Source organism: Streptomyces sp. NPDC006339, from assembly GCF_040612775.1.
Classification (GTDB): Bacteria; Actinomycetota; Actinomycetes; order Streptomycetales; family Streptomycetaceae; genus Streptomyces.
Genome location: NZ_JBEXQW010000025.1, coordinates 96,643 through 122,574, shown reverse-complemented (window position 1 = coordinate 122,574; position 25,932 = coordinate 96,643). Strand labels below are relative to the sequence as shown.

At 75.6% G+C, this 25,932-nt stretch carries 18 protein-coding genes and 1 pseudogene; 14 read left to right on the top strand and 5 right to left on the bottom strand.

Annotation, left to right across the window (positions count from 1 at the left end):
• Positions 1-956 precede the first annotated feature (956 nt).
• From ABZ135_RS21500 to ABZ135_RS21470, 7 genes and pseudogenes are all read left to right on the top strand, one after another.
• On the top strand, positions 957-1,496 hold the full coding sequence (locus ABZ135_RS21500) for an HAD-IIIA family hydrolase (protein ID WP_356697821.1): 540 nt from the start codon (positions 957-959) through the stop codon (positions 1,494-1,496).
• Positions 1,497-1,516: 20 nt separating this feature from the next.
• Positions 1,517-2,488 (top strand): annotated as a pseudogene (locus ABZ135_RS21495) (glycosyltransferase family 9 protein); the annotation flags it as partial.
• A 257-nt stretch (positions 2,489-2,745) separates the two neighbouring features.
• Positions 2,746-3,711 (top strand): glycosyltransferase, encoded by a 966-nt coding sequence (locus tag ABZ135_RS21490; RefSeq protein ID WP_356697820.1) that lies wholly within the window; start codon positions 2,746-2,748, stop codon positions 3,709-3,711.
• Positions 3,708-5,030, top strand: coding sequence for a glycosyltransferase (locus tag ABZ135_RS21485; RefSeq protein ID WP_356697819.1), 1,323 nt, complete (start codon positions 3,708-3,710; stop codon positions 5,028-5,030). The genes ABZ135_RS21490 and ABZ135_RS21485 overlap by 4 nt, the downstream gene beginning before the upstream one ends.
• Positions 5,031-5,104: 74 nt before the next feature.
• Complete coding sequence (locus tag ABZ135_RS21480) at positions 5,105-5,866, top strand: SIS domain-containing protein (protein WP_356697818.1); 762 nt, start codon at positions 5,105-5,107, stop codon at positions 5,864-5,866.
• Entirely contained in the window at positions 5,863-7,284 is a 1,422-nt protein-coding gene (locus tag ABZ135_RS21475) for a PfkB family carbohydrate kinase (protein WP_356697817.1), read from the top strand. Before ABZ135_RS21480 ends, ABZ135_RS21475 begins: the two co-directional genes overlap by 4 nt.
• A 317-nt stretch (positions 7,285-7,601) precedes the next feature.
• Complete coding sequence (locus tag ABZ135_RS21470) at positions 7,602-8,540, top strand: glycosyltransferase family 9 protein (protein WP_356697816.1); 939 nt, start codon at positions 7,602-7,604, stop codon at positions 8,538-8,540.
• A 56-nt stretch (positions 8,541-8,596) separates the two neighbouring features.
• On the opposite strand, the gene ABZ135_RS21465 is transcribed toward ABZ135_RS21470, so the two are convergent.
• A complete protein-coding gene (locus tag ABZ135_RS21465; protein WP_356697830.1) occupies positions 8,597-10,006 on the bottom strand; it encodes an MFS transporter in 1,410 nt (469 codons plus the stop codon).
• 475 nt (positions 10,007-10,481) lie between these two features.
• Here ABZ135_RS21465 and ABZ135_RS21460 point away from each other — a divergent pair, with 475 nt between their 5' ends.
• The 3 genes from ABZ135_RS21460 (at position 10,482) to ABZ135_RS21450 (ending at position 14,535) form a co-directional block, all read left to right on the top strand.
• Positions 10,482-11,228, top strand: coding sequence for an SDR family oxidoreductase (locus ABZ135_RS21460; protein WP_356697815.1), 747 nt, complete (start codon positions 10,482-10,484; stop codon positions 11,226-11,228).
• A gap of 60 nt (positions 11,229-11,288) precedes the next feature.
• Positions 11,289-12,467, top strand: a complete 1,179-nt coding sequence (locus tag ABZ135_RS21455; RefSeq protein ID WP_356697814.1) for an alcohol dehydrogenase catalytic domain-containing protein — start codon at positions 11,289-11,291, stop codon at positions 12,465-12,467.
• Between the two features lie 178 nt (positions 12,468-12,645).
• Positions 12,646-14,535, top strand: a complete 1,890-nt coding sequence (locus ABZ135_RS21450; protein WP_356697813.1) for a transketolase — start codon at positions 12,646-12,648, stop codon at positions 14,533-14,535.
• Here ABZ135_RS21450 and ABZ135_RS21445 read toward each other — a convergent pair.
• Both ABZ135_RS21445 and ABZ135_RS21440 read right to left on the bottom strand, forming a co-directional pair.
• On the bottom strand, positions 14,522-16,720 hold the full coding sequence (locus ABZ135_RS21445; protein ID WP_356697812.1) for a SpoIIE family protein phosphatase: 2,199 nt from the start codon (positions 16,718-16,720) through the stop codon (positions 14,522-14,524). The genes ABZ135_RS21450 and ABZ135_RS21445 overlap by 14 nt on opposite strands.
• 195 nt (positions 16,721-16,915) lie before the next feature.
• The gene (locus tag ABZ135_RS21440) at positions 16,916-17,272 is read right to left on the bottom strand and encodes an MmcQ/YjbR family DNA-binding protein (protein WP_356697811.1); all 357 of its coding nucleotides are present in this window, start codon (positions 17,270-17,272) and stop codon (positions 16,916-16,918) included.
• Between the two features lie 105 nt (positions 17,273-17,377).
• On the opposite strand from ABZ135_RS21440, the gene ABZ135_RS21435 reads away from it, so the two are divergent.
• From ABZ135_RS21435 to katG, 3 genes are all read left to right on the top strand, one after another.
• Positions 17,378-19,507, top strand: coding sequence for a DUF4139 domain-containing protein (locus ABZ135_RS21435; RefSeq protein ID WP_356697810.1), 2,130 nt, complete (start codon positions 17,378-17,380; stop codon positions 19,505-19,507).
• Between the two features lie 8 nt (positions 19,508-19,515).
• On the top strand, positions 19,516-21,159 hold the full coding sequence (locus ABZ135_RS21430) for a mucoidy inhibitor MuiA family protein (RefSeq protein ID WP_356697809.1): 1,644 nt from the start codon (positions 19,516-19,518) through the stop codon (positions 21,157-21,159).
• Between the two features lie 193 nt (positions 21,160-21,352).
• Positions 21,353-23,548, top strand: a complete 2,196-nt coding sequence (gene katG / locus ABZ135_RS21425; protein WP_356697808.1) for a catalase/peroxidase HPI — start codon at positions 21,353-21,355, stop codon at positions 23,546-23,548.
• Between the two features lie 95 nt (positions 23,549-23,643).
• Here the strand turns inward: katG and ABZ135_RS21420 are convergent, their stop codons facing one another.
• Positions 23,644-24,609 carry an LLM class F420-dependent oxidoreductase gene (locus ABZ135_RS21420; RefSeq protein WP_356697807.1) on the bottom strand — a complete coding sequence of 322 codons (966 nt, stop codon included), beginning with the start codon at positions 24,607-24,609 and terminating at the stop codon, positions 23,644-23,646.
• Between the two features lie 169 nt (positions 24,610-24,778).
• Between ABZ135_RS21420 and ABZ135_RS21415 the strand changes: the two genes are divergently transcribed.
• Positions 24,779-25,315, top strand: a complete 537-nt coding sequence (locus tag ABZ135_RS21415; RefSeq protein ID WP_356697806.1) for an isochorismatase family cysteine hydrolase — start codon at positions 24,779-24,781, stop codon at positions 25,313-25,315.
• 24 nt (positions 25,316-25,339) lie between these two features.
• Here ABZ135_RS21415 and ABZ135_RS21410 read toward each other — a convergent pair whose 3' ends face one another.
• Entirely contained in the window at positions 25,340-25,807 is a 468-nt protein-coding gene (locus ABZ135_RS21410; RefSeq protein ID WP_356697805.1) for a hemerythrin domain-containing protein, read from the bottom strand.
• Positions 25,808-25,932: the final 125 nt, after the last annotated feature.

The window sequence follows — 25,932 nt, the reverse complement described above, 5'->3', positions numbered from 1 at the left end:
CGACGGGTTTTCCATGACCAGCAGGCTCGAGAACAAGACGGCACTCGTCACCGGCGCCAGCCGGGGCATCGGGGCCGGAGCGCCAGGCGCAGGACGCCCGCACGCGGGACGGGCGAGCGCGGGAACGCCAGGCGCAGGACGCCCGCACGCGGGACGGGCAGGCGCGGGACGGGCGAGCGCGGGAACGCCAAGCGCAGGACGCCCCCAAGCGGGACGGGCGAGCGCGGGAACGCCAAGCGCGTAACGAGCCGCCGCCGGACCTGCAGGCGCAGAACCGGCAGACACAGGACCGACAGGCGCTCAACGAGCCGGCGCGGAGCCGACAGGCGCAAAACCGGCAGGCGCTCAACGAGCCGGCGCAAGGCCGGGAGGCGCGGAACCGGCAGACGCACAACCGGCAGGCGCGCAGTAGGCCGGCCCATGACCGGAAGGCGCAAGACCACCGGCAAGCGCGCAGCGAGCCGGCGCGAGACCCGCACGCGCGGGACGGCCGGGCGGCGGGCGAGAGCGCCGTCGGCGGGCCTTGGCTGTTCGGCCGGCGCCGGGAACCGGCCGGCCAGGCTCCCGCGGCCGCGAAGCAGGCCGTCGGGTATCCGACAGCCGGGCATCCGGCCAGCGGAAGCCCGGAACTCGGAAACCCGGAACTCGGCAACGCGGCCGCCGGGAACCAGGACGCCGGGAACCGGGACCTCGGGCATCGGGACCTCGGCAGTCCGACCGCCGACAACCTCGACTCCGGCAATCAGACCGCCGCGCATCCGGACCGCCGCACCCCGGACCCCGACAACCTCGACTCCAGCAATCAGACCGCCGCGCATCCGGGCCTCCGCCACCCGACCGCCGCGCATCCGGACCTCCGCACCCCGACCGCCGCGCATCCGGACCTCCGCTCCCCGGACCCCCGCCATCCCCACCTCGGCGACCGCAGCCCCCTCGAGTCGGCCCGGCCCGAGGCCGTGTTGTTCGACCGGGACGGGACGCTGATCGTGGACGTGCCGTACAACGGCGACCCAGAGCGGGTCGTGCCGCTGCCCGGTGCCGGGGAGGCCGTGGCTCTGCTGCGGTCGCTCGGGATCCCCGTGGGCGTCGTGAGCAACCAGTCCGGTGTGGCCCGCGGTCTCTTGACGAAACGTCAGGTGGTGGCGGTGGGGCGGCGCGTGGAGGGGCTGCTCGGACCCTTCGGGGTGTGGGCGGTGTGCCCGCACGGCCCGGAGGACGGCTGCGGCTGCCGCAAGCCCGCGCCCGGGCTCGTGCTGGCCGCCTGCGCACGGTTGGGCGCACGGCCCTCCCGTACCGTCGTGATCGGCGACATCGGCGCCGACATGGCCGCCGCACGGGCGGCCGGCGCCCGGGGCGTCCTCGTGCCGACGCCGGTGACCCTGCCCGGGGAGGTCGCCGCCGCGCCCCGTACCGCGCCGGACCTCATGTCGGCGGTACGGCTCGCGCTCGCCCTGCCGCCGTGGGACCACGCCGTCGAGCGGGACGGTGCCCGGTGAGCGCCCGCCCGCGCACGCTCGTGGTGCGCCTCGACAGTGCCGGGGACGTGCTGCTCGCGGGCCCTGCCGTGCGGGCCGTCGCCGCGGACTCCTCGTGGACGGCGGTGCTGTGCGGCCCCCAGGGCGCGCCCGCCGCGCGGCTGCTGCCCGGCGTGGACGAGGTGCTGGTGTACGAGGCGCCGTGGGTCGGGCTCGAACCGCCGCCGCTCACGCCGGACGGCGTGGCGCGGCTCGTGGAGACCGTGGCGGCCGGCCGGTTCGACCGGGCGCTCGTCCTCGTCTCGTACCACCAGAGCCCGTTGCCCGCCGCGCTGCTGCTCCGGCTCGCCGGGGTGCCGTGGATCGGCGCCGACAGCGAGGACTACCCGGGGGCTCTGCTCGACCTGAGGCACCGGCGCGGGGACGTCCGGCACGAGGCCGAGGCGGCCCTGGATCTGGCCCGCGCGGCGGGCTTCCGGCTGCCGCCCGGAGACGACGGCCGGCTCCGCGTGGGCCCTGTGCCCGACACGACCCGCCTGACCGGCGACGGCCGGTACGTCGTGCTGCACCCGGGTGCCGCCGTCCCGGCGCGCGCCTGGAGCCCCGAGCGGGCCGCGCGGGCGGCGGCCGCCCTCCACGAGGCCGGGCACCGGGTGGTGGTCACCGGCGGTCCGGCGGAACGCGCGCTCACCGCCCGGGTGGCGGGCCGGCACGGTCTTGACCTCGGGGGTGCGACCGGTGGCCTGGACGACCTCGCGGGTGTCCTGGCCCGCGCCGACGCCGTCGTCACCGGCAACACCGGGCCCGCCCATCTCGCGGCGGCGGTCGGAGCACCGGTGGTGTGCCTGTTCGCGCCGGTGGTGCCGGCCGAGCGCTGGCGGCCCTACGGGGTGCCCCATGTGCTGCTCGGCGACCAGCGGGCGGCCTGTGCGACGACCAGGGCCCGCGTCTGTCCCGTAGCGGGGCATCCGTGCCTCGACGGGGTGGGCGACGCCGAGGTGATCGCGGCCGTGGCCTCGCTCCTGGAGCCGGACCCGCGTACCGGTCCCCCCGGTCCCCCCGGCCCCCCGGAGCGCGGGCTCGGGACCCCGTACGACTCCGACGGGCCGCACCACCCCGAAGGCCCCCAAGGCCCCCACGGCCCCCACGGCCTCGCCGCGCGCCGGGACCGTGCGGCCGGCGGGACGGCGGCGAGGGCCGCGTCGGGGACGAGAGCCGCGAGAGCCCCGTCGGGGGCCGGCGCGTCGGGGGCGAGAGGAGGAACGACCGCATGAACATCCTGCTGTGGCACGTCCACGGATCCTGGACGACGGCCTTCGTCCAGGGGCCGCACACCTACCTGACACCCGTCACGCCCGATCGCGGCCCCGACGGGCGGGGCAGGGCCAGGACGTTCCCGTGGCCCGACTCGGTCCACGAGATCGCACCGGACCGGCTGCGGGACGCACCGGTCGACCTGGTCGTCCTCCAGCGGCCCCACGAGGAGGAGCTGGCCACGCGGTGGCTCGGCGGCCGGCGGCCCGGCAGGGACGTTCCGGCGGTGTACGTGGAGCACAACACCCCCCGGGGTGACGTCCCCCTGACCCGCCACCCGATGGCCGACCGCCCCGATCTGACCCTCGTCCACGTCACGCACTTCAACCGGCTGCTCTGGGACAACGGTTCGACCAAAACCGCCGTCGTCGAACACGGCGTCGTCGACCCCGGCCACCGTTACACCGGTGACCTCGCCCGAGCCGCCGTCGTCGTCAACGAGCCCGTGCGGCGCGGCCGTTACGTCGGGACGGACCTGCTGCCGGACCTGGCGCGGGCGGTACCCCTGGACGTCTTCGGCATGCGCACGGAGGGACTGGCCGCGCACCTGGGACTGCCGGAGGACCGGTGCCGTACGGCCGATCTGCCCCAGGCGCAGCTCCATTCGGCCATGGCGGAACGGCGTTTCTACCTGCATCCGGTGCGGTGGACGTCCCTCGGCCTGTCGCTGCTGGAGGCGATGCACCTCGGCATGCCCGTCGTCGTCCTCGCCACCACCGAGGCGGTCGAGGCGGTGCCGGCGGGCGCCGGAGTCCTGTCGACCCGGCCGGAGGTGCTCGCCCGGGCGGCCCGGCACTATCTCGCCGACCGCGACGCGGCCGCCGCCGACGGCGCCCGGGCCCGTCAGGCCGCCCTCGAACGCTACGGCCTCAAGCGCTTCCTGAACGACTGGGAGCACCTCATCGCGGAGGCATGCTCATGACCCCTCTCCACTCGACCCCCTCCCCCTCGACGCCCTCCCCGTCGGCGTCCTCGGCCCGGTCGCCGAATCCGGCCCCGTCGCCGACCCCGACCGGCTCCCGGGGCCCCCTGTCGGTGGCCCTGGTCTCCGAGCACGCGAGTCCGCTCGCCACCCTCGGCGGCGTGGACGCCGGCGGCCAGAACGTGCACGTGGCCCAGCTCGCGGGCGCGCTCGCCGACCGGGGCCACCGGGTGACCGTCTACACCCGGCGGGACGACCCCGCCCTGCCGGACACCGTGCCGCTGCGGCGCGGGGTGCTCGTCCACCACGTGCCGGCCGGGCCCGCCGAGCACCTGTCGAAGGACGACCTCCTCCCCCACATGCGGCCGTTCGCGCGCTATCTGGCCGACCTGTGGCGCGCGGAGCCCCCGGACGTGGTCCACTCGCACTTCTGGATGTCGGGACTGGCCGCGCTGTGGGCGACCCGGGAGACCGGCATACCGTTCCTGCACACGTATCACGCGCTGGGCACCGTGAAGCGGCGGCACCAAGGCACGTCGGACACGAGTCCTCCCGACCGCATCGCGTGCGAGCGGGAGGTGGGTCTCGGCTGCGACCGGGTCGTCGCCACCTGCCGCGACGAGGTCGAGGAACTGGCCGCCATGGGCATCGCCCGCGCCAAGGCCGACATCGTGCCCTGCGGCGTCGACCCGGCCGCCTTCCGGCCGGACGGACCGGCCGCACGGCGCGGGCCGTACCGCCATCGTCTGCTGCACCTGGGCCGGCTGGTGCCCCGCAAGGGCGCGGCGGTCTCCGTCGCCGCCCTCGTGCGGCTGCCCGGCACCGAGCTGGTGATCGCGGGCGGGCCCCCGCCCGAAGCGCTCGACGCGGACCCGGAGGTGCGGCGGCTGCGGGCGCTGGCCGCCGAGGCGGGCGTCGCGGACCGCGTGCGGTTCACCGGGGCGGTGCCGCCGGCGGCGGTGCCGGTCCTGATGCGGAGCGCCGACGTCGTGCTCTGCCCGGCGGACTACGAGCCGTTCGGCATCGTGCCGCTGGAGGCCATGGCGTGCGGGCGGCCGGTCGTCGCCAGCGCCGTGGGCGGGCAACTGGACACGGTGGCCCACGGGGTGAACGGCCTTTTGGTCCCGCCCGCCAGGCCGCCCGTGCTCGCCGCGGCGGTACGCCTGCTGCTCGCCGATCCCGCGCTGCGCGCGGAGTACGGCAGGGCGGGGCGGCGCCGGGTCCTCGAACGCTTCTCCTGGCAGCGCGTGGCCGGGGCCACGGAGGCGTCCTACCGAGCGGTGCTCGCCGCGCACGCGCCGATGGCCGGAGCACTCTGACACCGACGACAGGCGACCGACGACAGGCGAGGGAGGTGCGGCCCGGTCCCGGCGGGGCACCCGGCCGACGCGACATGAACGAATCCGAGATCTACGAGGACGCACGGCGGCACTGCCGGGCGCTGTCCCAGGCCGTCGACCGGCTGGACGGCGCCGACCTGCGCCGGCTCGCCCGGTGGGGGCGCCGCCTCGCGGCCGTGCTCACCGACGGCGGGCGGCTGCTCGCCGCCGGCAACGGCGGCAGCGCCGCCCAGGCGCAGCACCTCACGGCGGAACTCGTGGGGCGCTACCGCGACGAGCGTCCCGCCTACTCGGCCCTGTCGCTGCACGCCGAGACGTCCAGCGTCACGGCCATCGGCAACGACTACGGCTTCGAGCAGGTCTTCGCCCGCCAGGTCGCCGCGCACGGCCGCCCCGGCGACCTCCTGATGCTGCTGTCGACATCGGGCCGCAGCCCCAACCTCCTCTCCGCCGCGATGACGGCCCGCTCCCGGGGCCTGGCCGTCTGGGCCCTCACCGGCCCCGGCCCCAACCCGCTGGCCGAAGCCGCCGACGACGCCCTGACCGTCGACGCCGCCACCACGGCGACGGTCCAGGAGGCCCACCTGGTCGTGGTCCACCTGCTGTGCGAGTTCTTCGACGCGTCGCTCGTGGACGCGGCCGAGACGGAGCGCGGTGCGCGGGCCGGCGGTCTGACCGCGGGATCCGACGGCGCCCGAGGGCGGGCCGCCGTGCCGACCGGAACACCGGCCCGGGCGGGCGGTCGGCCGTACGGAGGTGGGTCCGGCCGGCCGTACGGAGGTGGGTCGGGCCGGCCGTACGGAGGTGCGTCATGAGCCGGGGACCGCTGGTGGTCGTGGGTGATCTGCTGCTCGACGAGGACATCGAGGGCGAGGCCGGCCGGCTGGCGCCGGACGCGCCGGCGCCGGTGGTCGATGTGGCGGGCGTGCGCCGGCGAGCGGGCGGGGCCGGGCTCGCCGCGGTCCTCGCCGCGCGGCTCGGCGGTCGCCGGAACGCCCCCGACGCCCCCGACGTCGTCCTCGTCGCCGCGGTCGGCTACGACGAGGCGAGCGAGACGGCCCGGCGGTGTCTGGGCGACCGGGTCCGGCTCGTCGCCGTGCCGCTGGACGGCACCCTGCCGGTGAAGACGCGGGTCCTGGCCGGCGGACGTCCGCTGGTACGCCTCGACCGGGGCGGTGGGACGCCCGGGCGGCCCGGCGCCGAGGTCCTGGAGACCCTCGAGTCCGCGAGCGCGATCCTGGTCTCCGACTACGGCCGGGGCACGGTCGACGCGCTGCGCGAGACGCTCGCCGCGGCGGCCCGGCGCGTGCCCGTGGTGTGGGACCCGCACCCGCGCGGCGGCCCGCCGGTGCCCGGCACCCGTCTGGCGACGCCGAACGCGAAGGAGGCCGCGGCCTTCAGTCCGCGTCCGGGTTCGTCGCTGCGCGCCCAGGCCGACCGGGGCGCCGAGCTCGCCGAGCGGTGGGGCGCCACGCATGTCGTCGTCACCCTCGGGGCGGCGGGTGCGCTGCTGACGCGGGCCGGTTCGACGGCCCCGTTGCTCGTGCCGGCGCCCGCCGTCACGGGCGGCGACCCGTGCGGCGCGGGCGACTGCTTCGCCGCGGCGGCCGCGGTGGCGCTCGCCGCCGGCGCGCTGCCGGAGGAGGCGGTGGAGCGGGCTGTCGCCGAGGCCGCCTCGTTCGTCGGCGCGGGCGGCGCCTCGGCGGTGTCCGGCGTCCGGCAGGACGCCGCGCCCCCGGCACCCGGCCCCGAGCCGGCCGGTGACGCCTTCGCCCTGGCCCGCCGCGTCAAGGCCCGGGGCGGCACGGTCGTCGCCACGGGCGGCTGCTTCGACCTGCTGCACGCCGGCCACGTGGGCCTCCTCGAACGCGCGGGCCGGATCGGGGACTGCCTGATCGTGTGCGTCAACTCCGACGCCTCGCTCACCCGGCTCAAGGGCCCCGGCCGCCCCCTCACCCCGCTCGCGGACCGGATGCGCGTCCTGTCCGCCCTCGGCAGTGTGGACGCGGTGGTCGCCTTCGACGAGGACACCCCGGAGCGGCTCCTGGAGGCGCTGCGGCCCGACGTGTGGGTGAAGGGCGGCGACTACTCCCCCGACGGCCTCCCGGAGACCCGGGCGCTACGGCGCTGGGGCGGCCAGACGGTCGTCCTGCCGTACCTGGACGGCCACTCCACGACCCTGCTCGCCGACCGCGCCGCCCGCGCCGCGGCGGCGGAACGGCCCACCCGATGACCGAACCCGCCACCCCCCGCCCGCCGCACCCCACCCCCGCGGCCCGGCCGGCCGCACGGAACGGCTCCCCGGCACCCGGCCCCGCACCCGAGCGGCCGGCCCCGGGCGGGCCCCCGCATACGCCGGCGGACCCACCCGCCAAGCCCGCCGACCGGCCCCGTCCGCAGCGGCAGGTGCTCGCGCCGAGCGGTGGCGGGGCCGGGTCTGCCGGGGGGAGGCCGGTGGTGGTGGTGTTGCGGGCGCTCGGGCTCGGGGATCTGTTGGCCGCCGTGCCGGCATTGCGCGCGTTGCGACGGGCGCTGCCGGATCATGAGCTGGTGCTCGCGGCGCCGCGGGAGCTGGAGCCGGTGGCGCGGGCGACCGGGTGTGTGGACCGGGTGCTGGCGGCCGCGGGGCCCGGGCGGAGTGTGCCCGCCGCGCTGCCGCGCGGCGTGCGGGCCCCGCATCTGGCGGTGAACCTGCACGGCCGCGGGCCGGCCAGCCACCGGCTGCTCGCCGGTCTCGGGCCGGAGCGTCTGTGGGGCTTCCGCCACCCGGAGGTCCCGGACGTGCGGGGGCCGGCCTGGGACCCGTACGAGCACGAACGGACGCGGTGGTGCCGGCTGCTGCGCTGGTACGGGCTGGCCGCCGATCCGGACGACGTGCGGATCGCGCGGCCGGCCGGGCCGGGCTCCCCGCTGCCGGGTGCGGTCGTCGTGCACCCCGGCGCGCAGGCGGCGTCCCGGCGCTGGCCGGTGGACCGGTTCGCGACGGTGGTACGGGGCGTGCGCCGGGCGGGCCTGCCGGTCCTGGTGACGGCGGGTCCGGGCGAGGCTGCGCTGGCCCGGTCGGTCGCGGAGCACGCGGGGCTGCCGCCGTCCGCCGTGGTGGGCGGCGGGGACGCGGGTGACGGGGGGATTCCGTTCGAGGAGTTGTGCGCGCTGGTCGCCGACGCGCGCTGCGTGGTGGTCGGGGACACGGGGCTCGCCCATCTGGCGACCGCGCTCGGCACCCGTTCGGTGGTGCTCTTCGGTCCGGTGTCACCGGAGCTGTGGGGTCCGCCGGGCGGTGGTGGCCCCCACAGCCCCCACCGGGCGCTGTGGCACCCGGGCCCCGGTCCCGAAGCCGCGCGCCCGGGTGATCCGCACGGGGACCGGCCGGATCCCCGGCTTCTGGAGATCACGGTCGACGAGGTCCTGGACGCCGTCCTCGCCCTGTCGGCGTCCGACGCTCCCGCCGGTCGGCCGGGCCTCTTCGTCGAGGCGGCGAGCCGGTGAACCGGCCGCCCGCGACCGAGCGCGCACCCGCGCCCGGCCCCATGGAGGCGTACCGCTCAGGCCGCGCTCTCCAGGGCGGGCCGGGTGAGGGGTGCGCGGACGGTGACCTGCTCCGGCAGGGGCTCCGGCGTGGGACGGACGACGGCGGGGACCGCCGTGACGGTGCCGGGGGCGGGAACGGGGACAGGGGCGGGGACGGGGACAGGGGCGGGGACGGTCGCGGTGGCCTTGGCCGCGGCGGCCCGGGGGCCGCGCAGCAGCCATCCGGCGGTCACGGCGGCCGCGACGACCAGGCCGCCGGTCACCAGGGCGCCCCGCGCGCCCATGATCTCCATGAGCAGGCCGAGGGTGGGCGGCGCGGCCAGGCCCCAGAGCGTGCGGATGCTGTTCCAGGCGCCGAGCACGCGGCCCCGCATGTGGGGCGGCGGGTCGGTCTGGAGCAGGGTGTTCTGGGCGGTGTCCGTGACGGATTCGGCGACGGCCATGGGCAGCGCGAGCACGACCAGGAACATCAGGGACGGCGAGACGCCCGCGACCACCTGGAGCAGGGCGCCGCCCGCGGTGAGCAGGGCGACCATGCGGACCCGGGGGCTGCGCAGCCGGGCGCCGAGCACGGCGCCGACGATGCCGCCGACGGCCAGCGCCGTGGAGACGGCGCTGAAGGAGCCGGCGGAGCCGGCGAGCGGGCCGGTGACCAGGACCGCGAGGGTCAGGGAGTAGTTGCGGCCGAAGAGGGCGCTGACCGCGTTGAGGGCCGCGAGGGCGACGAGCCGGGGGCGGCGGGCGAAGAAGACCAGGCCGCCGCGGACGCTGGTGTCGGTGGCCGCAGCCGCGTCGGACGGGTCGGACCCCGCTCGTGCGGACCCGTCGGCGGCGTCGGCGGCCTCGGCGGAACCGGCCCCGGGCTTTCCGTCCTGGGGCCGGATCAGCGTCAGGAACGGGATCACGGCGGCCACGAAGAAGAACGAGACGCCGTTGGCGACGTAGGCGGCGGCCGTGCCCAGCGTGGCGACGGTGATGCCGGCCAGGGCGGCTCCCGCGAGCCGGCCCGCGCTGTGGGCGAGCGAGCCGACGCCGATGGCGGAGGGGACGTCCCGGGCGGGCACGAGGTCGTTGCCGAGCAGCGCGCAGGCCGGTCCGTCGACGGTGGCGACGAGGCCCGTGACGACGGCGAGCCCGAGGAGGACGGGCAGACTCAGCCCGTCGAGGGCGACGAGGGCGGCGGTGGCGAGGGCGACCAGGCCGAGCGCCACCTGGGCGACCGCGGCGGTCACCTTGCGGGGCCAGCGGTCGACGACCGCTCCGCCGAGCAGGCCCATGAGCAGGCCGGGGGCGGCCTGGGCGGAGATGGAGAGTCCGGCGGCGGCGGGCGAGCCGGTGATCTGCAGGACCAGCAGGTTCTGGACGGTCAACTGCATCCAGGTGCCGGTGTTGGAGACGAGGTGGGCGACGGCCCACCAGCGCATGCTGCGGTGGCGGAGCGAACGCCAGGGCGACCTGTCGTCGTCGGCGGGACGGCGGGCACCGCCGCGCGCCGACGCGGCGGCGGACAGGGCTCGCCGGGGGCGGAGCACCGAGGAGAGGGACGAGGAGGCGGACGGGAGCAGACGCAAGGAAGGCACGGGGTCACCGGATGCGGCACGGGGCGCGCGGGAGAAGCGGAGGGGGCGGCGGGAGCGGGTGCGGCGGGAGCCGCGGGACGACCGCGGTCCGTCGCGCCGGGGACGCCGGGAGGGGCGGGGGCACCGAGGGCGTCGGCACGGGCGGAGCGGGTCAGCGGCCCATCGTGGCAGACGGTTTCCGAGAAGAGGGTGACCCCCCTTACACGGCCTTCACGACGGGGTCGGGCACCCCCTCAACTCCTGTGTCTCACACGGCTTGTTGGGGGGCGCGTGGGCTTGCTCACACACGTCCGAGGAACGCATGCGAAGGAGACGAACGATGAACAACGGAACCGAGAACACCCTCGAGGGCCGGTCGGCCCTCGTCACCGGCGGAGCGCGAGGTCTGGGCGCGGCGATCGTGCGCAGGCTGGCGGGCGCCGGGGCGACGGTCCTGGTCGCCGACGTCCGGCAGGAACTGGCGAAGGAGCTGTGCGAGAGCCTGCTGGCCGAGGGCCGGCAGGCCCGGCCGGTCGGGCTCGACGTCCGGGACGCGGAGGCGGTCGCGGAGCTGTTCGAGGAGCTCGACGCGTCGGGCGGCGCGGTGGACGTGCTGGTGAACTGCGCCGCCGTGGACGTGACGAAGTCCGTGGCCGAGCTCACGTCCGAGGAGATCACGCGGGTGATCACGACGGATCTGCTGGGCCCGATGTATCTGTGCCGCGAGGGCTACCGCCGCATGGTCGCGCGGGGCGGCGGCCACATCGTGAACATCCTGTCGACCGCCTCCCTGCGCACCTGGACCGAGGCGGGCCCGTACTCCGCGGCGAAGACCGGTCTGCGGGCCTTCACGCACACCCTGTTCAAGGAGGCGCAGCGGGACTGCCCCGGGATCGGGGTCACGGGGATCGTCGCGGGCGGCATGGAGACGCCGTTCATCATGGAGCGCTTCCCGGAGACCGACACGGCGCTCCTGCAGAGCCCGGAGGTCGTCGCGGACGCCGTGATGTACGCCCTGTCGGTGCCGGCGGGCAGTGCGGCGGCCGAGCTGGTCGTCGTGCCCCGGCGTGAGGTGTCCTGGCCGTGAGGCGGGGCACCCGCCCCCACGGACGACGAGACAGCGGAGACCGACGGGAAGGTGGCCGCCATGAAGGCCGTCACGTGGCAGGGCCGGCGGAAGGTGTCGGTGGAGACCGTGCCGGACCCGGTGCTGCGGGAGCCGACCGACGTGATCGTACGGATCACGTCGAGCGGACTGTGCGGATCGGACCTGCATCTGTACGAGGTGCTGGGGCCGTTCCTCGACCCCGGTGACGTGCTCGGGCACGAGCCGATGGGGGTGGTCGAGGAGGTGGGCGCGGAGGTCCGGCGGCTCAGACCGGGCAGCCGGGTCGTGGTGCCGTTCAACGTCTCCTGCGGCACCTGCCCCATGTGCGCCTCGGGGCTGCACTCCCAGTGCGAGACGACGCAGGTGCGCGCGTACGGCACGGGTGCGGCCCTGTTCGGCTACACCAAGCTGTACGGGCAGGTGCCCGGCGGGCAGGCCGAGTATCTGCGGGTGCCGTTCGGCGACACCCTGCCGATCCCGGTGCCCGAGGGCCCGCCGGACGACCGTTTCATCTATCTGTCGGACGTCCTGCCGACGGCGTGGCAGGCCGTGGAGTACGCGGAGATCCCGCCCGGTGGTTCGGTCGCGGTCCTCGGTCTCGGCCCGATCGGTGACATGGCCGCCCGGATCGCCCTGCTGCGCGGGGCGGAGCTCGTGGTGGGCATCGATCCGGTGGCCGACCGCCGCCATCGTGCGGCGGCCCGCGGGGTGCAGGTCCTGGACCCGTCCGACGCGGAGCTGGTCGACCGGGTGCGGGACCTGACCGACGGGCGCGGGCCGGACGCCGTGATCGACGCGGTCGGCATGGAGGCCCACGGCGCGCCGGTCGCCCACGGCCTGCACACGATGGTCTCGCTGCTGCCCGACGCGCTCGCCCGGGGTCTGATGCGCCGCTACGGCGTGGACCGGCTGTCCGCGCTGCATCTGGCGGTGGAACTGGTGCGCCGGGGCGGGACCGTGTCGATCGCCGGGGTGTACGGGGGCGCGGCCGACCCGATGCCCCTGCTGGTGATGTTCGACAAGCAGTTGCGCCTTCGCATGGGCCAGGCGAACGTCCTGCGCTGGGTCGACGACCTGCTGCCGCTGCTCACCGACGCCGACCCGCTCGGCGTGGACGACTTCGCCACCCACCGCCTGCCGCTGTCCGAGGCGCCGGACGCCTACGCGATGTTCCAGGCGAAGCGCGACGGTGTGGTGAAGGTGCTCTTCCGGCCCTGAGGCCAGCCCTGAGGCCGTTCCCGAGGCCGTCCCCGCGCGCGTAAGGCTGCGCCCGGGGACGCCGCCTCGGGCCTTCCGGTGCGGCGGCGGTGCATGACCGCCGCCGCACCGAGCAGACGCGGAAACGTGGGCGCGTGCGCCGCGTGCCCGCGATTCCCCGTGTGAAAGGACCTTCGTCATGACCGCACCCGCCACCACCACGCTCGGCCCCCGCAGCGACCTGTCCCAGGTCTTCGAGCTCGCCCAGCAGCTACGGGTCGACTCGGTGCGCGCCAGTACGGCGGCGGGCTCCGGGCACCCCACCTCCAGCCTGTCCGCCGCGGACCTGATGGCGGTGCTGATGACCCGCCATCTGCGCTACGACTGGGACGCGCCCGACGACCCGGCGGGCGACCGCCTCGTCTTCTCGAAGGGGCACGCCTCGCCGCTGCTGTACGCGATGTTCAAGGCCGCCGGCGCGATCGACGACGACGAGCTGATGACGACGTACCGCCGCATCGGCCACCGGCTCCAGGGCCACCCCACGCCCGCACTGCCGTGGGTGGACGTGGCCACCGGCTCCCTCGGCCAGGGCATCGGCTACGCCGTCGGCATGGCGCTGGCGATCCGTGACCTGGAGAAGCGGGACGCGCGGGTGTGGGTGCTGTGCGGGGACAGCGAGATGTCCGAGGGATCGGTGTGGGAGGCGCTCGACAAGGCCGGGCACCACCGGCTGGCCAATCTCACCGTCCTCATCGACGTGAACCGCCTCGGCCAGCGCGGCCCCACCGAGCTGGAGTGGGACACCGCCGCGTACGTCCGCCGGGCGGAGGCGTTCGGCTGCCGCGCGATCGAGGTCGACGGCCACGACGTCGAGGCGATCGACCGGGCCCTGACCACGGCCTCCGACGGGCAGGCGCCGACCGTCGTGGTCGCCAGGACGGTCAAGGGCCGGGGCGTGGCGGAGGTGGAGGACAAGGGCGGCTGGCACGGCAAGGCCCTGCCCGAGGACATGGCCGAGCGCGCCGTCGCGGAACTCGGCGGCGTACGCGACCTGCGCGTGCGCGGCCCCCGCCCGTCCGGCGACCGGTCCGCCCCGGCCGGCACCCCCCGGGCCGGGTCCGTGACCGTCGAGCTGCCGCGCTACGAGGTCGGGGACGAGGTCGCCACCCGTGTCGCCTTCGGCGCCGCCCTGGCGGCCCTGGGCGCCCGCCCCGAGGTCGTCGCCCTGGACGCCGAGGTCGGCAACTCGACCCACGCCGAGGACTTCGGCAAGGCCCACCCCGAGCGGTACTTCCAGACGTACATCGCCGAGCAGCAGATGGTCGCCGACGCCGTCGGCATGGCGGTGCGCGGCTTCCGCCCGTACGCCACCACCTTCGCCGCCTTCCTCACCCGCGCCCACGACTTCATCCGCATGGCCGCCGTCTCGCGGATCACGATGGCCCTGTGCGGGACGCACTGCGGCGTCGAGATCGGCGCGGACGGCCCCTCGCAGATGGGCCTGGAGGACCTCGCCATGATGCGCGCGGTCCTCGGCTCCACCGTGCTGTACCCGAGCGACGCCACCTCGGCGGCCGCCCTGACCGCGGCGATGGCCGACCTCGACGGCGTCTCCTACCTGCGCACCACCCGCGGGTCCTACCCCGTCCTGTACGGGGCCGGCGAGTCCTTCCCCGTGGGCGGCTCGAAGACCCTCCGCGAGCACGGCGCGGACGACCGGGTCACCCTGGTCGGCGCCGGTGTCACCCTGCACGAGTGCCTGGCCGCCGCCGACGAGCTGGCCGCGGACGGGGTACGGGCCCGGGTCGTCGACCTCTACTCCGTGAAGCCCGTCGACACCGCGACCCTCGTCCGCGCGGCCCGGGAGACCGGCGCCCTCCTCGTGGTCGAGGACCACCATCCCGAGGGCGGCATCGGCGAAGCCGTCCTGTCGGCCCTGGCCTCGGACGGCGGCGAGCGTCCGGCCTTCGCCCACCTCGCCGTCACGGACCTGCCGGGTTCCGGCACCACAGAGGAGCTGCTCGACGCCTGCGGCATCTCCCGCAACCACATCGCCCGCGCCGCCCGGGAGCTCATCGCCCGCTAGGCCGCCCGGGTGGCGGCTGCTCCCGCCGGACGAGGAGGAGGGCGACGTCGTCGGTGCGGTGCGCGGCGTCCGTGACGTGGTGGATGAGGTCGTCCGCCAGGTCGTCGAGGTCGCGGGCCCGGGACCGGCCGAGGCGGTCGGCGAGGTCGGCCATGGCCGCGCCGATGTCGCCGCCGGGGGACTCGACGAGCCCGTCGGTGTACAGGACGAGGACGGAACCGGGCTCCCAGGGCAGCTCGGTGGTGCGGTAGTCGGCGTCGGCCGGCAGCCCGAGGCCGAGGAGCAGTCCCGGAGCGACGTCGAGGATCTCGGTGTGGCCGTCGGGGTGGCGCAGCAGGGGCGGCGGGTGTCCGGCCGTGGCCAGCCGGATGCGGTCCCGGGCCAGGTCGAACTCGGCGATCAGGCAGCTCGTGAAGCGGTCCGGGTCGAGGTCGGCCATCAGCCGGTTGGTGCGCGCCAGGATGTCGCCGGGCGGTTCGCCGGCCATGGCGTGGGCGTGGACGGCGGTGCGCACCTGCCCCATGAGGGCCGCGGCGGTCGTGTTGTGTCCCTGGACGTCACCGATGACGGCGACGACGGTGGCGGGGGTGGCGTGGACGAGGTCGTAGAAGTCACCGCCGATGTCCATGCCGTGGCCCGCGGGGAGGTAGCGGGCGGCGACGGCGACTCCGGGGAGCGGGGTCAGACCGTGCGGCAGCAGGCCGGTCTGGAGGCTGTGCGCGAGGGAGTGCTTGGCGTCGTAGAGCCGGGCCCGGGCCAGGGCCTGGGCGATCAGCCCGGCCAGGGAGGTGAGCAGGGCCCGCTCGGCCGTCGGGAAGGAGCGCGGCCGGTCGTAGGAGAGGATCAGCGACCCGACGGGCCGGCCGGAGGCGATCAGCGGCAGGAAGGCCCAGGCGTGGCGGCCCTCGTAGCGCGGGGCGTGCGGGTGGGCGCGGCGCAGCTCCTCGTAGGAGGCGAAGAAGGCGGGCACGCCGGTGGCGAGCACCTGGGCGTCGATGACCTCGGCGGTCAGCGGGGTGCCGTCGAAGCGGTCGACGAACTCCTGGTCGTAGCCGCGGTGGCCGATGATCCGCAGGCGGCCCTCGTCGGCGCTCATGAGGACGAGGCCGCGCGGGCCGAAGGAGGGCACGATCTGGTCGGCGACGAGGTCGACGACGTCGTGGACCCCGGCGGCCTCGGCGAGGGACGCCGCCAGGTGCATGAGCCGGTAGACCGCGGTGGCGCCGACGGGCTCGACGGGCCGTGCCGGCGGCGTGTCCTCGGCCACCGGCACGGCGGGCGTCTCGGCCGGCCGGTCCTCGGTGGGGGTGGGCGGGTCCGTGAGCGCGTGGATGTGGACGCTGACGCCCGTGACGTCGGGGTAGAGCTCGAACAGCAGCCGGGCGGCCGGCCGGCGCGTGACGGTGAACGAGGTGGGCCGGCGGGTGACGACCGCCTCGCGGTAGCGGTCCTCGAAGTCCGGGTCGTTCAGCCAGAGCAGCACCTCCCACGGCCGTCTGCCGAGCAGGGCGGCCGCGCCGGCGTTCACCAGTTCCGCCCCGGCGGTGTTGATGAAGGTGATGCGCCCGTCGAGGTCCAGGGCGCAGCACCCCACGGGCAGCCGTTCGGCGAAGTCGACGGCGGCGGCGCCGAGGGCGGGGTCGGACTGGGAGGGGCGGGCCGGATGCACGACGCGCAGTTCCGCGGGCGGCGGCACGGGCGGGTCCTGCTCGGCGGCCCGCCGCAGCAGCCGCGCCGACCGGCGGCCGCAGTCCTCGAGGGCCGTCCGTTCCCGTTCGTCGAGCTCGGGGGCGTGCCAGATCGGCCAGAGCAGGACGATGCCGCCCCACACGGTGTCGGCGTCGGCGAGGGGTGCGGCCGCGAGCATGAAGTCGTACGGCAGCACGATCCCGACCCTCGGATAGCGGCGGGCGATCTCCTGCTGGCCTCCCAGCCACACGATCCTGCGGTCCCGGATGGCGTCGGCGACCGGGATGGGGGCGTCGGCGGGGATCCGCACCCAGGGGGCGGCGATCTCCGGGGAGACGCCCGACACCAGGACGAGCCGCAGCGTGCGCTCGCCCGGCGGCAGGACGTAGAGGAGGCCGATGGATGCCGCGGTCTGCCGCATGACGTCGGCGACGACGGCGTCCAGCCGCCCGTCGCCGAAGACGTCCTCGGTGTCCGCACCGGTCGGGCCGACCACGCCGCTCACCCACGGGCCGGGCGGGCCGGTCGGGCGGCGGCGCGGCGTCGACGGCGGAGCACCACACCCATATGCGGACCTTACGTCGGACGGCAGCCGCCCGCGCGACAAGCCCGCCGCACCGCCGCACCGACGTACCGACGCACCGACGCACCACGCCGCGGCGCCTCCGGCGTCCTGCGACCGGCGGCGGGGTCAGGGCGCGGGCGGCACCAGCTCCGGATGGGCCTTGAGCAGTCGGGGCGGGGCGGCCTGGCACCACGAGTCGACGACGATCGCCCGTAGCTCCTCGGCGTCGTCGAGGGCGCGCAGCCGGACCCGTACCCAGGCGAAGGCCGCCTCGTGGTCCGCGACCCAGAACTTCTCCGGCTCGGCGAGGACCAGCTCGTCGCGGTCCAGCTTCGGGCAGCGGACGGCCATCGACGTCTCGTCGTCGGGCAGCGTGAGGAACATCTTCCCGGCGACCCGGAAGGTGGGCATGGCCCACGCCTCCTTCTCCATGGTCTCCGGCAGCGCGAGGGCGAGTTCACGGACTTCGTCGGCGGTGATCATGCCCCGACCGTACGGCCTTCCACTGACATCGGGACGCGCCGCCGGCGCGTGGGCCGCCCGGGCGTAGGCTTCGCTCGGCACGGACGCGGCAGGGGGGCTGAGGACATGGCGACGGAGCCGGCACACAGGTGGGGGTCGACCCTCGACGCGGTCGTGGTGTACGCGGAGGGCGCGCTGTGCCGCCGGCTCGCCCGGGGTGTCGTGCCGCCGGACGGCAGGGTGCGGGTGACGGGTCTGCCCCGGTCGCTCGACCCGGGCTCGCTGCGGGTGCGGGTGCTCGGCGCGTCCGGGGTGCGGGTCACGGAGGCCCGGGTCGAGGTCGAGGCCGAACCGCCCGCCGCCGGCGCCCCCGAGGGCCTGCGGCGCGAGGTGGAGCGGCTGCGCGAGGCGTACGCGGCGGCGCGGGCGCGCCGCGACCGGCAGGCGGGTCTGATCGAGGAGGTCGGCGGGCTGCGCCCGGTGCCGCCGCCCCGCGAGCGCGAGGACCCGCACCGCCGCACCCCGGTCGACACGTGGCTGGAACTCGCCGACTTCGTGGACGCCCGCCTCACCGGCCTGCACGCCCGCCTGACGGAGCTGGAGGAGGCCGTGGACCGCGCGGGCCATGACCTGGCCGTCGCCGAGGACACCCTCGCCCGCGCCTCCACCGACGCCCCGTCAGGCCACCTGACCACGACGGTCTGCGCGGTCCTCACCCTCGTCACCGCGGATGCCCCGCGCCCGAAGGCCGAGCCGGAGCCGGAGCCGGACCGGGCCCCGGAGTTGGAGTTGGAGCTCGAGTACGGGGTGCCGGGGGCCGTCTGGGTGCCCGCCTACCGGCTCACGCATCGTCAGGGGGACGGCGACGGACGCCTGGTGCTGCGCGCGTCGGTGGCCCAGCGCACCGGTGAGGACTGGACCGGGGTGCGGATCGCCCTGGCCACGGCCGACCTGCGGCGCGGGACGGACCTGCCGCGGCTGCGGTCGATCCGCGTCGGGCGTCGCCAGGCGGCTCCGGCGCCGTCGGGCTGGCGCGAGCCGCCGGCCGGACTCGCCGACCTGTTCGCGGCGTACGACGCCGCCGGTCCGCGTCCCGGCACCGTGCCCGCAGGAGGCGCCGCGGCCCCGTCCGCAGCGGTCCCACCGACGCCCCCGCCCGCGCCCGCGATGCCCGCGCCGGTGGCACCGCCGCCGCCTGCCTTCGCCGGGGCACCCGCGTCCCTGCCCGCCCCGGGCGGCGCGTACGGCAGCGCGTACGGCAGCGCGTACGGCGGCGGATACGGCGGCCCTCCCGAGGCCGTCCGTCATGCCTTCACCGGTGCTCCCGCCGCTCCCCCGTCCGGACCGGCCGCTCCGGGCGCCGCACCTCCCCCACCACCGTCCCCGTCCCCGTCTCCGTCCTCGCCGCCGCCCGCCGGTCCGCCGCGTCCGAGCGGCGCGGAGCTCGACTACGCCTCCCTCGTCCTCGGCGGTCCCGACGCGCCGGACGGCCGGAGGGGGCTGCTGTTCCCCGAGGCCCCGTCCGACCCGGTGGCGGCCGAGCACCGCCGGCGCGCCGAGGCGGTGGCCGGGCTGCCGCTGCCCGGGCACGCCGTGCGGCCCCGCGCGTCGGCGGGTTCCTTCGACCACCGCTTCGACGCGGCCGCCCGCGCCGACATCCCGTCGGACGGCACCTGGCACACCGTCACCGTGGGCGAGATCCCGGTCGGTCTGCGCACCGAGTACCTCTGCGTGCCGTCCGTGGAGCAGACCGTCTACGCCACGCTGGTGCTGTCCAACGCCACCGACCAGGCTCTCCTGGCGGGCCCGGTGGAGGTCGTCGTCGACGACGCGTTCCTGCTGACGGCCGCGCTGCCCACGCTCGCCCCGGGCGGTGTCCGCCGGGTCGGGCTCGGACCGGCCGAGGGCGTGCGGGTCACCCGTCGGACGCGTCTGAGCGAGTCGGCCTCGGGCCTGCGCCACTCCACCACGGTGCTCGACCACCGCGTCCACGTGGAGCTGGCCAACCGGCTGGCCGGTCCGGTCACCGTCGAGGTGCGGGAGCGGGTGCCGGTCGCCTCCGATCCGGACGTCCGGATCGAGGAGCGCGCCGACTGGTCGGTGCCCGAGGAGGGCACGGGGCCGGAGCACCACGCCCCGGGCACCCGCGTCTGGCGGGTGGACCTGCCCGCCGGCGGCACCGCCGCCCTCGACGGCGGCTACGAGATCCGTATCCCGGCCGGCAAGGCCCTGGTCGGCGGCAACCGCAGGAGCTGACACCCACCATGTCCCCCACCTCGCCCCTGCCTCCGGCCGCCGGACCCGTGCCGGCGGACCCGTCCACGCCGATCGCGCGGCCGATCGCGCTGCCCGTCACCGCCGTCACCTGCCTGGAGGACCGCGCGCACATCGAGCGCACCGCCGTGCTCGACCTGGCGGCCGGCGTCCAGCGGCTGCGTCTCGGCCCGGTGAGCGCGCTCGCCGTCGACCGCACCCTCCACGCCGAGCTGCTCGGCGGCCCTCCGGCCGAGGTGCTCGACGTACGGATCGTCCGGGACTGGAGGCCGCGCGGGCCGCGGCCGCCCGCCGACGAGGACTCCGCCCTGCGCCGGCACGCGCACGCCCTCGGGGAGGAGCGACTCGCCCTCGCGCAGCGCCGGGACCGGTTGCGCGCCCGGCTCGACCTGCTCGGCCGGCTGGCCGAGGACCTGCTGCGCGAGATCGGCGAGGGCGCGGGGGCCGGGGAGTTCGAGGGGCCGCGGTGGGCCCGCGAGCTGGACCGGGTGGACGGTGAGCGCGACACGTACGGCGAGGAGCTGCGCGCCGTGGAGGCACGTCTTGCCGCCGTCCTCGCCGAGCTCGACGAGGCCGAGCGGGCCGGGGGACGGTCCGAGGAGGAGCCCGCGGAGCTGGTGGGCCATGTCGAGCTGACCGTGGCGGCCTCGGTCGCCGGGCCGGTCACGCTGCGCCTGGGCCATCTGACGCCGTGCGCGCTGTGGCGGCCGGCCTACCGGGCGGTGCTCGACGGGGACGAGCTGACGCTGGAGACCGACGCCGTGGTGTGGCAGCGCACCGGCGAGGACTGGTCGGACGTACGGCTGACGCTGTCGACGGCCCGGTCGTCACTGGCCACCGAGCCGCCGCGGCTGGTGGAGGACCGGCTGACGCTCCGGGACCGCTCGGCGGCGGAGCGCCGGACCGTCGACGTCGAGCTGCGCGAGGAGGAGATCGGCACGCTCGGCCCGGACGCCGTGCCCGGGCCGCAGGAGCCGGCGGGACCGGCGGGGCTTCCGGGCGTGGACGACGGGGGTGAGGTGCGGGTGATGAGCGCTCCCGCGCCGGTCTCCGTGGCCGGCGACGGCCGCGCCCACCGGGTGCCGCTGTCGGCCTTCACCACGGCCGTGAGCGGCGAGTTCGCCTGTTCGCCGGAGCTGTCGCCGTCGGTGGTCCACCTGGTGCGGTTCGCCAACCGCTCCGGTCACGCCCTGCTCGCCGGGCCGGTGGACCTGGTGCGCGGCGGCGGGTTCACCGGCCGTGCCACGCTGGACTTCACGGCTCCGGGTGCCGCCGCCGAGCTTGCCTTCGGGAGCTCCGACGACTGCCGGGTGGTGCGGTACGCGGAGGAGTCCCGCGAGACCTCCGGGCTGACCCAGCGGACCGTGGTCACCCGTACGGTGCGGCTGCACCTGTCGCGGTTCTCGGCGCCCGGGGAGCGCGGCGACCGGCTGGTCGTGCTGCGGGAGCGGATCCCGGTGTCGGAGGTGGCGGAGGTGGCGGTGCGGGTGCGCGAGGAGCGCTGCTCCCCCGCGCCCGATGCCGTCGACGACGAGGGCGTCGTGCGCTGGGAGGTCGCCCTTCCGCCGGGTGGGCGGCGCACGGTCACCCTGGTCTACGAGGTGGCGGCGAAGGCGAAGGTCGCCGGGCTCTGAGCGGAGTGGCGGCCTCCGAGGCGCGACTCGGCCTGCGAGACGGTCGCGAGGGGTCGATCGGGCGAGGGATAAATCGGGTTTTCCTATCCATTTTCGCGGGGTAGGGGCTCTGCGTGTTCTCACGGCCCCGTGGTCCGCCGTGCGCGACCATACGGACGCCGTACCAGTCACGATGAGCGGAAGAAGGACCGACGTGCCCGGCAGCGAGAGCGAAAACCCGGCGATTCCCTCCCCGACCCCTACGGAGAAGCGGCCCCAGCGGAACCAGGACTGGTGGCCCAATCAGCTTGACCTGCAGGTTCTCCACCAGCATTCGCCCCTGTCCGATCCGATGGGCGCGGAGTTCGACTACGCGAAGGAGTTCGCGAGCCTCGACGTCGAGGCGCTGAAGCGGGACGTCTTCGCGGTGATGACGGACTCCCAGGACTGGTGGCCGGCCGACTACGGCCACTACGGGCCGCTGTTCATCCGGATGAGCTGGCATGCCGCGGGCACGTACCGCATCGCCGACGGCCGGGGCGGTGGCGGCAGCGGCGCCCAGCGGTTCGCCCCGCTGAACAGTTGGCCGGACAACGCGAGCCTGGACAAGGCGCGCCGTCTGCTGTGGCCGGTCAAGCAGAAGTACGGGCGGAAGATCTCCTGGGCCGATCTGCTGGTCTTCGCCGGCAACTGCGCCATGGAGTCGATGGGGTTCAAGACCTTCGGGTTCGGTTTCGGACGCGAGGACATCTGGGAGCCCGAGGAGATCTTCTGGGGTCCCGAGGACACCTGGCTCGGTGACGAGCGCTACAGCGGCGACCGGGAGCTCACCGGTCCCTTCGCCGCCGTGCAGATGGGCCTGATCTACGTCAACCCGGAGGGCCCCAACGGCAATCCGGATCCGCTCGCGGCCGCGCGGGACATCCGCGAGACCTTCGGGCGCATGGCGATGAACGACGAGGAGACGGTCGCGCTCATCGTCGGCGGGCACACCTTCGGCAAGTGCCACGGCGCGGTCGACCCGCAGTACATCGGCCCGGAGCCCGAGGCCGCCCCCATCGAGCAGCAGGGCATGGGGTGGCGGAACACCTACGGCACCGGCAAGGGCGCCGACGCGCTCACCAGCGGGCTCGAAGGGGCGTGGACCACCGAGCCGACCCGCTGGGACAACGGCTACCTGGACAATCTGTTCCGGTACGAGTGGGAGCTGACCCGCAGCCCGGCCGGGGCGCACCAGTGGAAGCCCACGGACCCCGCCGCCCAGGACACGGTGCCCGACGCGCACGACCCGTCGAAGCGGCACGCGCCGATGATGCTGACGACGGACCTGGCGCTCAAGGCGGACCCGGTCTACGCGCCGATCGCGAAGCGCTTCCACGAGAACCCGGACGAGCTCGCCGACGCGTTCGCCAAAGCCTGGTACAAGCTGCTGCACCGCGACATGGGCCCGCTGTCGCGCTACCTCGGCCCGTGGGTCCCGGAACCGCAGTTGTGGCAGGACCCGGTCCCGGAGGTCGACCATCCGCTCGTCGGGGAACAGGAGATCGCCGCGCTGAAGGCCCGGATCCTGGACTCCGGTCTGTCCCTGCCGCAGCTCGTCACGACCGCCTGGGCGTCGGCGGCGAGCTTCCGCGGCACCGACAAGCGCGGCGGGGCCAACGGGGCGCGGATCCGGCTGGCGCCGATGAAGGACTGGGAGGTCAACGACCTGCCCGAGGTGCGCCAGGTGATCGAGACCCTGGATCGGATCCGCGCGGACTTCGACGCCTCGGGCGGCGGGACGAGGATCTCGCTGGCCGACCTGATCGTCCTGGGCGGCTGCGCGGCCGTCGAGCGGGCGGCGCGGAACGCCGGGTACGACATCACCGTCCCGTTCGCGCCGGGCCGCACGGACGCCTCGCAGGAGCAGACGGACACGGACACCTTCGCGGTCCTCGAACCGCGCGCGGACGGGTTCCGCAACTATCTGGCGGCGGGCGAGAAGCTCTCGCCGGAGACGCTGCTCCTCGACCGCGCCAACCTGCTGACGCTGACCGCTCCCGAGATGACGGTGCTGATCGGCGGCATGCGGGCGCTGAACACCGGTTTCAAGGGGTCGCGGCACGGGCTGTTCACCGACCGGCCGGAGGCGCTGACCACCGACTTCTTCGTCGGGCTCCTCGACATGGGCACGGAGTGGAAGGTGTCGGAGGCGGACGAGAACGTCTACGAGGGCCGGGACCGCGCCACGGGCGAGGTGAAGTGGACGGCGACCCCCGTCGACCTGGTCTTCGGCTCGCACTCCCAGTTGCGGGCGCTCGCGGAGGTGTACGCGGCGGCGGACGCGGGCGAGAAGTTCGTCCGTGACTTCGTGGCCGCGTGGGACAAGGTGATGAACCTCGACCGGTTCGACCTGCGCCGGGCCGGCTGACGCTCCCCTTCCGTACGGCAGCCTCGTACGGCGGTGTGCGCCGTGGACGCGTCGCACACCGCCGTACGGGAACGGGGCCGGGGTGTCGCCTGCGGTCAGAGCTCGCGCAGCGCGGGCAGCAGCTTGCTCTCGGCCCACCGGAGGAAGGGGAGTTGGTGCTCTCCGCCGATCTGGACGAGCGCGAGTTCGGTGAAGCCGGCCTCCGCGTAGGGCCGGGCGGCTTCCACGACCGCCTCGACGTCGTCGCCGCATGGGATCTGCTCGGCCACGTCCTCCGGTCGCACGTGCTCGGTCGCCTGCTCGAAGCCGACCGGCAGGGGCAGCTCGGAGTTGAGCCGCCAGCCGCCCACGGACCAGCGGAACTGGTCGTGGGCGCGGGCCACCGCCGCGTCGCGGTCGGTGTCGTAGCAGATGGGGAGCTGCCCGACCCGGGGCTTGCCCGTGCCGCCGTGCCGGTCGAACGCCTCGACGAGTTCACGCTTGGGTTCGGTGGCGACGAGGAGGTCCGCGTGCCGGCCGGCGAGGGCGCAGGACAGCGAGCCGGAGACGGCGATCCCGAGGGGTGGCGGCGTGTCGGGAAGGTCCCAGAGCCGGGCGTCGTCGACCTGGTAGTGCGGCCCGTGGTGGGTCACGTATCCGCCGTCGAACAGGGCGCGGATGATCTCGACGGCCTCCTCCAGCATGTCCAGGCGGACGCGGGCGGAGGGCCAGCCCTCGCCGATGATGTGCTCGTTGAGGTTCTCGCCCGACCCGAGGCCGAGCCGGAAGCGGCCCTCCGAGAGCAGTTGGACGGTCGCCGCCTTCTGGGCGATGACGGCGGGGTGGTAGCGGAAGGTCGGGCAGGTGACGAAGCTCATCAGGGGGATGCGGGAGGTGGCCTGCGCGGCCGCTCCGAGCACGCTCCAGGCGTACGGGGCGTGGCCCTGCGACTCCAGCCAGGGGAAGGAGTGGTCCGAGATCACGGAGAAGTCGAAGCCGGCGCGCTCGGCCTCGACCACGTGCTCGACCAGCTCCCTGGGGCCCGCCTGTTCGGTCATCATCGTGTAGCCGATCTGCATCATGCCCTGGCGGCTTGCCCCGACCGGAGGTCCGTAAACGGACGCGGGCCGCGATGTGCGGGCGGGCCCGGGAGGCGATATGCCGGAGACGGGCTCTGACGACAGTGCTCCGGACGGCAGTGGTCCGGACGACAGTGCTCGGGACGACAGCGAGAGCGGAACGGGAGACGTCGTGACGAAGAGCGCGCTCATCGTGATCGACATGATCAACACCTACGGGCACGAGGACGCCGAGCTGCTGGTGCCGTCCGCGGCCCAGGCGCTTCCCGGCATCGTCGACCTGCTCGAGCGGGCCCGGGCCGCGGGCGTCCCGGTGGTGTACGTGAACGACAACTTCGGCCGCTGGCGCTCCCATCACGGCCAGATCGTCGACCTGGCGCTGTCGGGCCGGCATCCCGAGCTGGTCGACCCGGTCCGGCCCGACGAGGAGTCCCTCTTCGTCGTCAAGGCGCGGCATTCCATCTTCTACGAGACGCCGCTCGCCTATCTGCTGAGCACCCTGGAGGTCGACGAGCTGGTCCTCACCGGCCAGGTGACCGAGCAGTGCGTGCTGTACTCCGCGCTGGACGCGCACATCCGCCACCTCGGCGTCGTGATCCCCCGGGACGCGGTGGCCCACATCCACGAGGACCTGGCGGACGCGGCCCTGCGGATGGTGGAGCGGAACATGGGCGGCCGGGTCGTCCGGGCGGCGGACATCCCCTGGTGACCGCGCCGCACCGCGCCGGCCGGACTAGGCGCTCGGCACCTTGAGCGGGTCGTCCGGGGCGGACTTCCGCTCCTCCTCCATGCGCTCGCCGAGCGCGATGAGCTGCTTGCGGCCCATGGCCTTGCGGACGTCGGGGAACCAGTCCTTCTCCTCCTCCTCGACGTGGTGGCGCACGTTCTCGATGAGCACGCTCATCTTGGCGTCGAACCGCTCGTCGCGGGGGTCGAATCCGACGAGCTCCGACAGCATCCACAGCGCCGCGTGGTGCTCCTCGACGCTCTCCAGGACGTGGTCGGTGGTGTCGGGCGCCGCCTCGCGGGCCGCCGGGTAGAAGACGCGCTCCTCGATCCAGGCGTGGGCGGTCAGCTCACGGATCACCTCGTCGGCGATCTTCCGCTTGCGGTCGTAGGCGTCGTCCCCGGCCCGCTCGAACTCCTTGAACAGCTTCTCGACCCTCTTGTGGTCCTCGCGGAGCAGCACGATGCCGTCCATGGTCGGTCCTCCCTCGTTCGGCCCACCGCCCGGCCGGGCGGTCCGCACCGCGTCTGCCCCGGACGCCGGGCCGTGAACCACCGGTCGACCACCGGTTCCCGGCCGGCCCGGTGTGCGCGGGGCCG

Coding starts and splice junctions, on each gene's coding strand:
- ABZ135_RS21450 (WP_356697813.1), top strand. CDS start 12,646: ATGACCGCACCCGCCACCACCACGCTCGGCCCCCGCAGCGACCTGTCC.
- ABZ135_RS21410 (WP_356697805.1), bottom strand. CDS start 25,807: ATGGACGGCATCGTGCTGCTCCGCGAGGACCACAAGAGGGTCGAGAAG.
- ABZ135_RS21440 (WP_356697811.1), bottom strand. CDS start 17,272: ATGATCACCGCCGACGAAGTCCGTGAACTCGCCCTCGCGCTGCCGGAG.
- ABZ135_RS21475 (WP_356697817.1), top strand. CDS start 5,863: ATGAGCCGGGGACCGCTGGTGGTCGTGGGTGATCTGCTGCTCGACGAG.
- ABZ135_RS21490 (WP_356697820.1), top strand. CDS start 2,746: ATGAACATCCTGCTGTGGCACGTCCACGGATCCTGGACGACGGCCTTC.
- ABZ135_RS21420 (WP_356697807.1), bottom strand. CDS start 24,609: ATGATGCAGATCGGCTACACGATGATGACCGAACAGGCGGGCCCCAGG.
- ABZ135_RS21460 (WP_356697815.1), top strand. CDS start 10,482: ATGAACAACGGAACCGAGAACACCCTCGAGGGCCGGTCGGCCCTCGTC.
- ABZ135_RS21465 (WP_356697830.1), bottom strand. CDS start 10,006: ATGCGCTGGTGGGCCGTCGCCCACCTCGTCTCCAACACCGGCACCTGG.
- ABZ135_RS21435 (WP_356697810.1), top strand. CDS start 17,378: ATGGCGACGGAGCCGGCACACAGGTGGGGGTCGACCCTCGACGCGGTC.
- ABZ135_RS21480 (WP_356697818.1), top strand. CDS start 5,105: ATGAACGAATCCGAGATCTACGAGGACGCACGGCGGCACTGCCGGGCG.
- ABZ135_RS21430 (WP_356697809.1), top strand. CDS start 19,516: ATGTCCCCCACCTCGCCCCTGCCTCCGGCCGCCGGACCCGTGCCGGCG.
- ABZ135_RS21455 (WP_356697814.1), top strand. CDS start 11,289: ATGAAGGCCGTCACGTGGCAGGGCCGGCGGAAGGTGTCGGTGGAGACC.
- ABZ135_RS21485 (WP_356697819.1), top strand. CDS start 3,708: ATGACCCCTCTCCACTCGACCCCCTCCCCCTCGACGCCCTCCCCGTCG.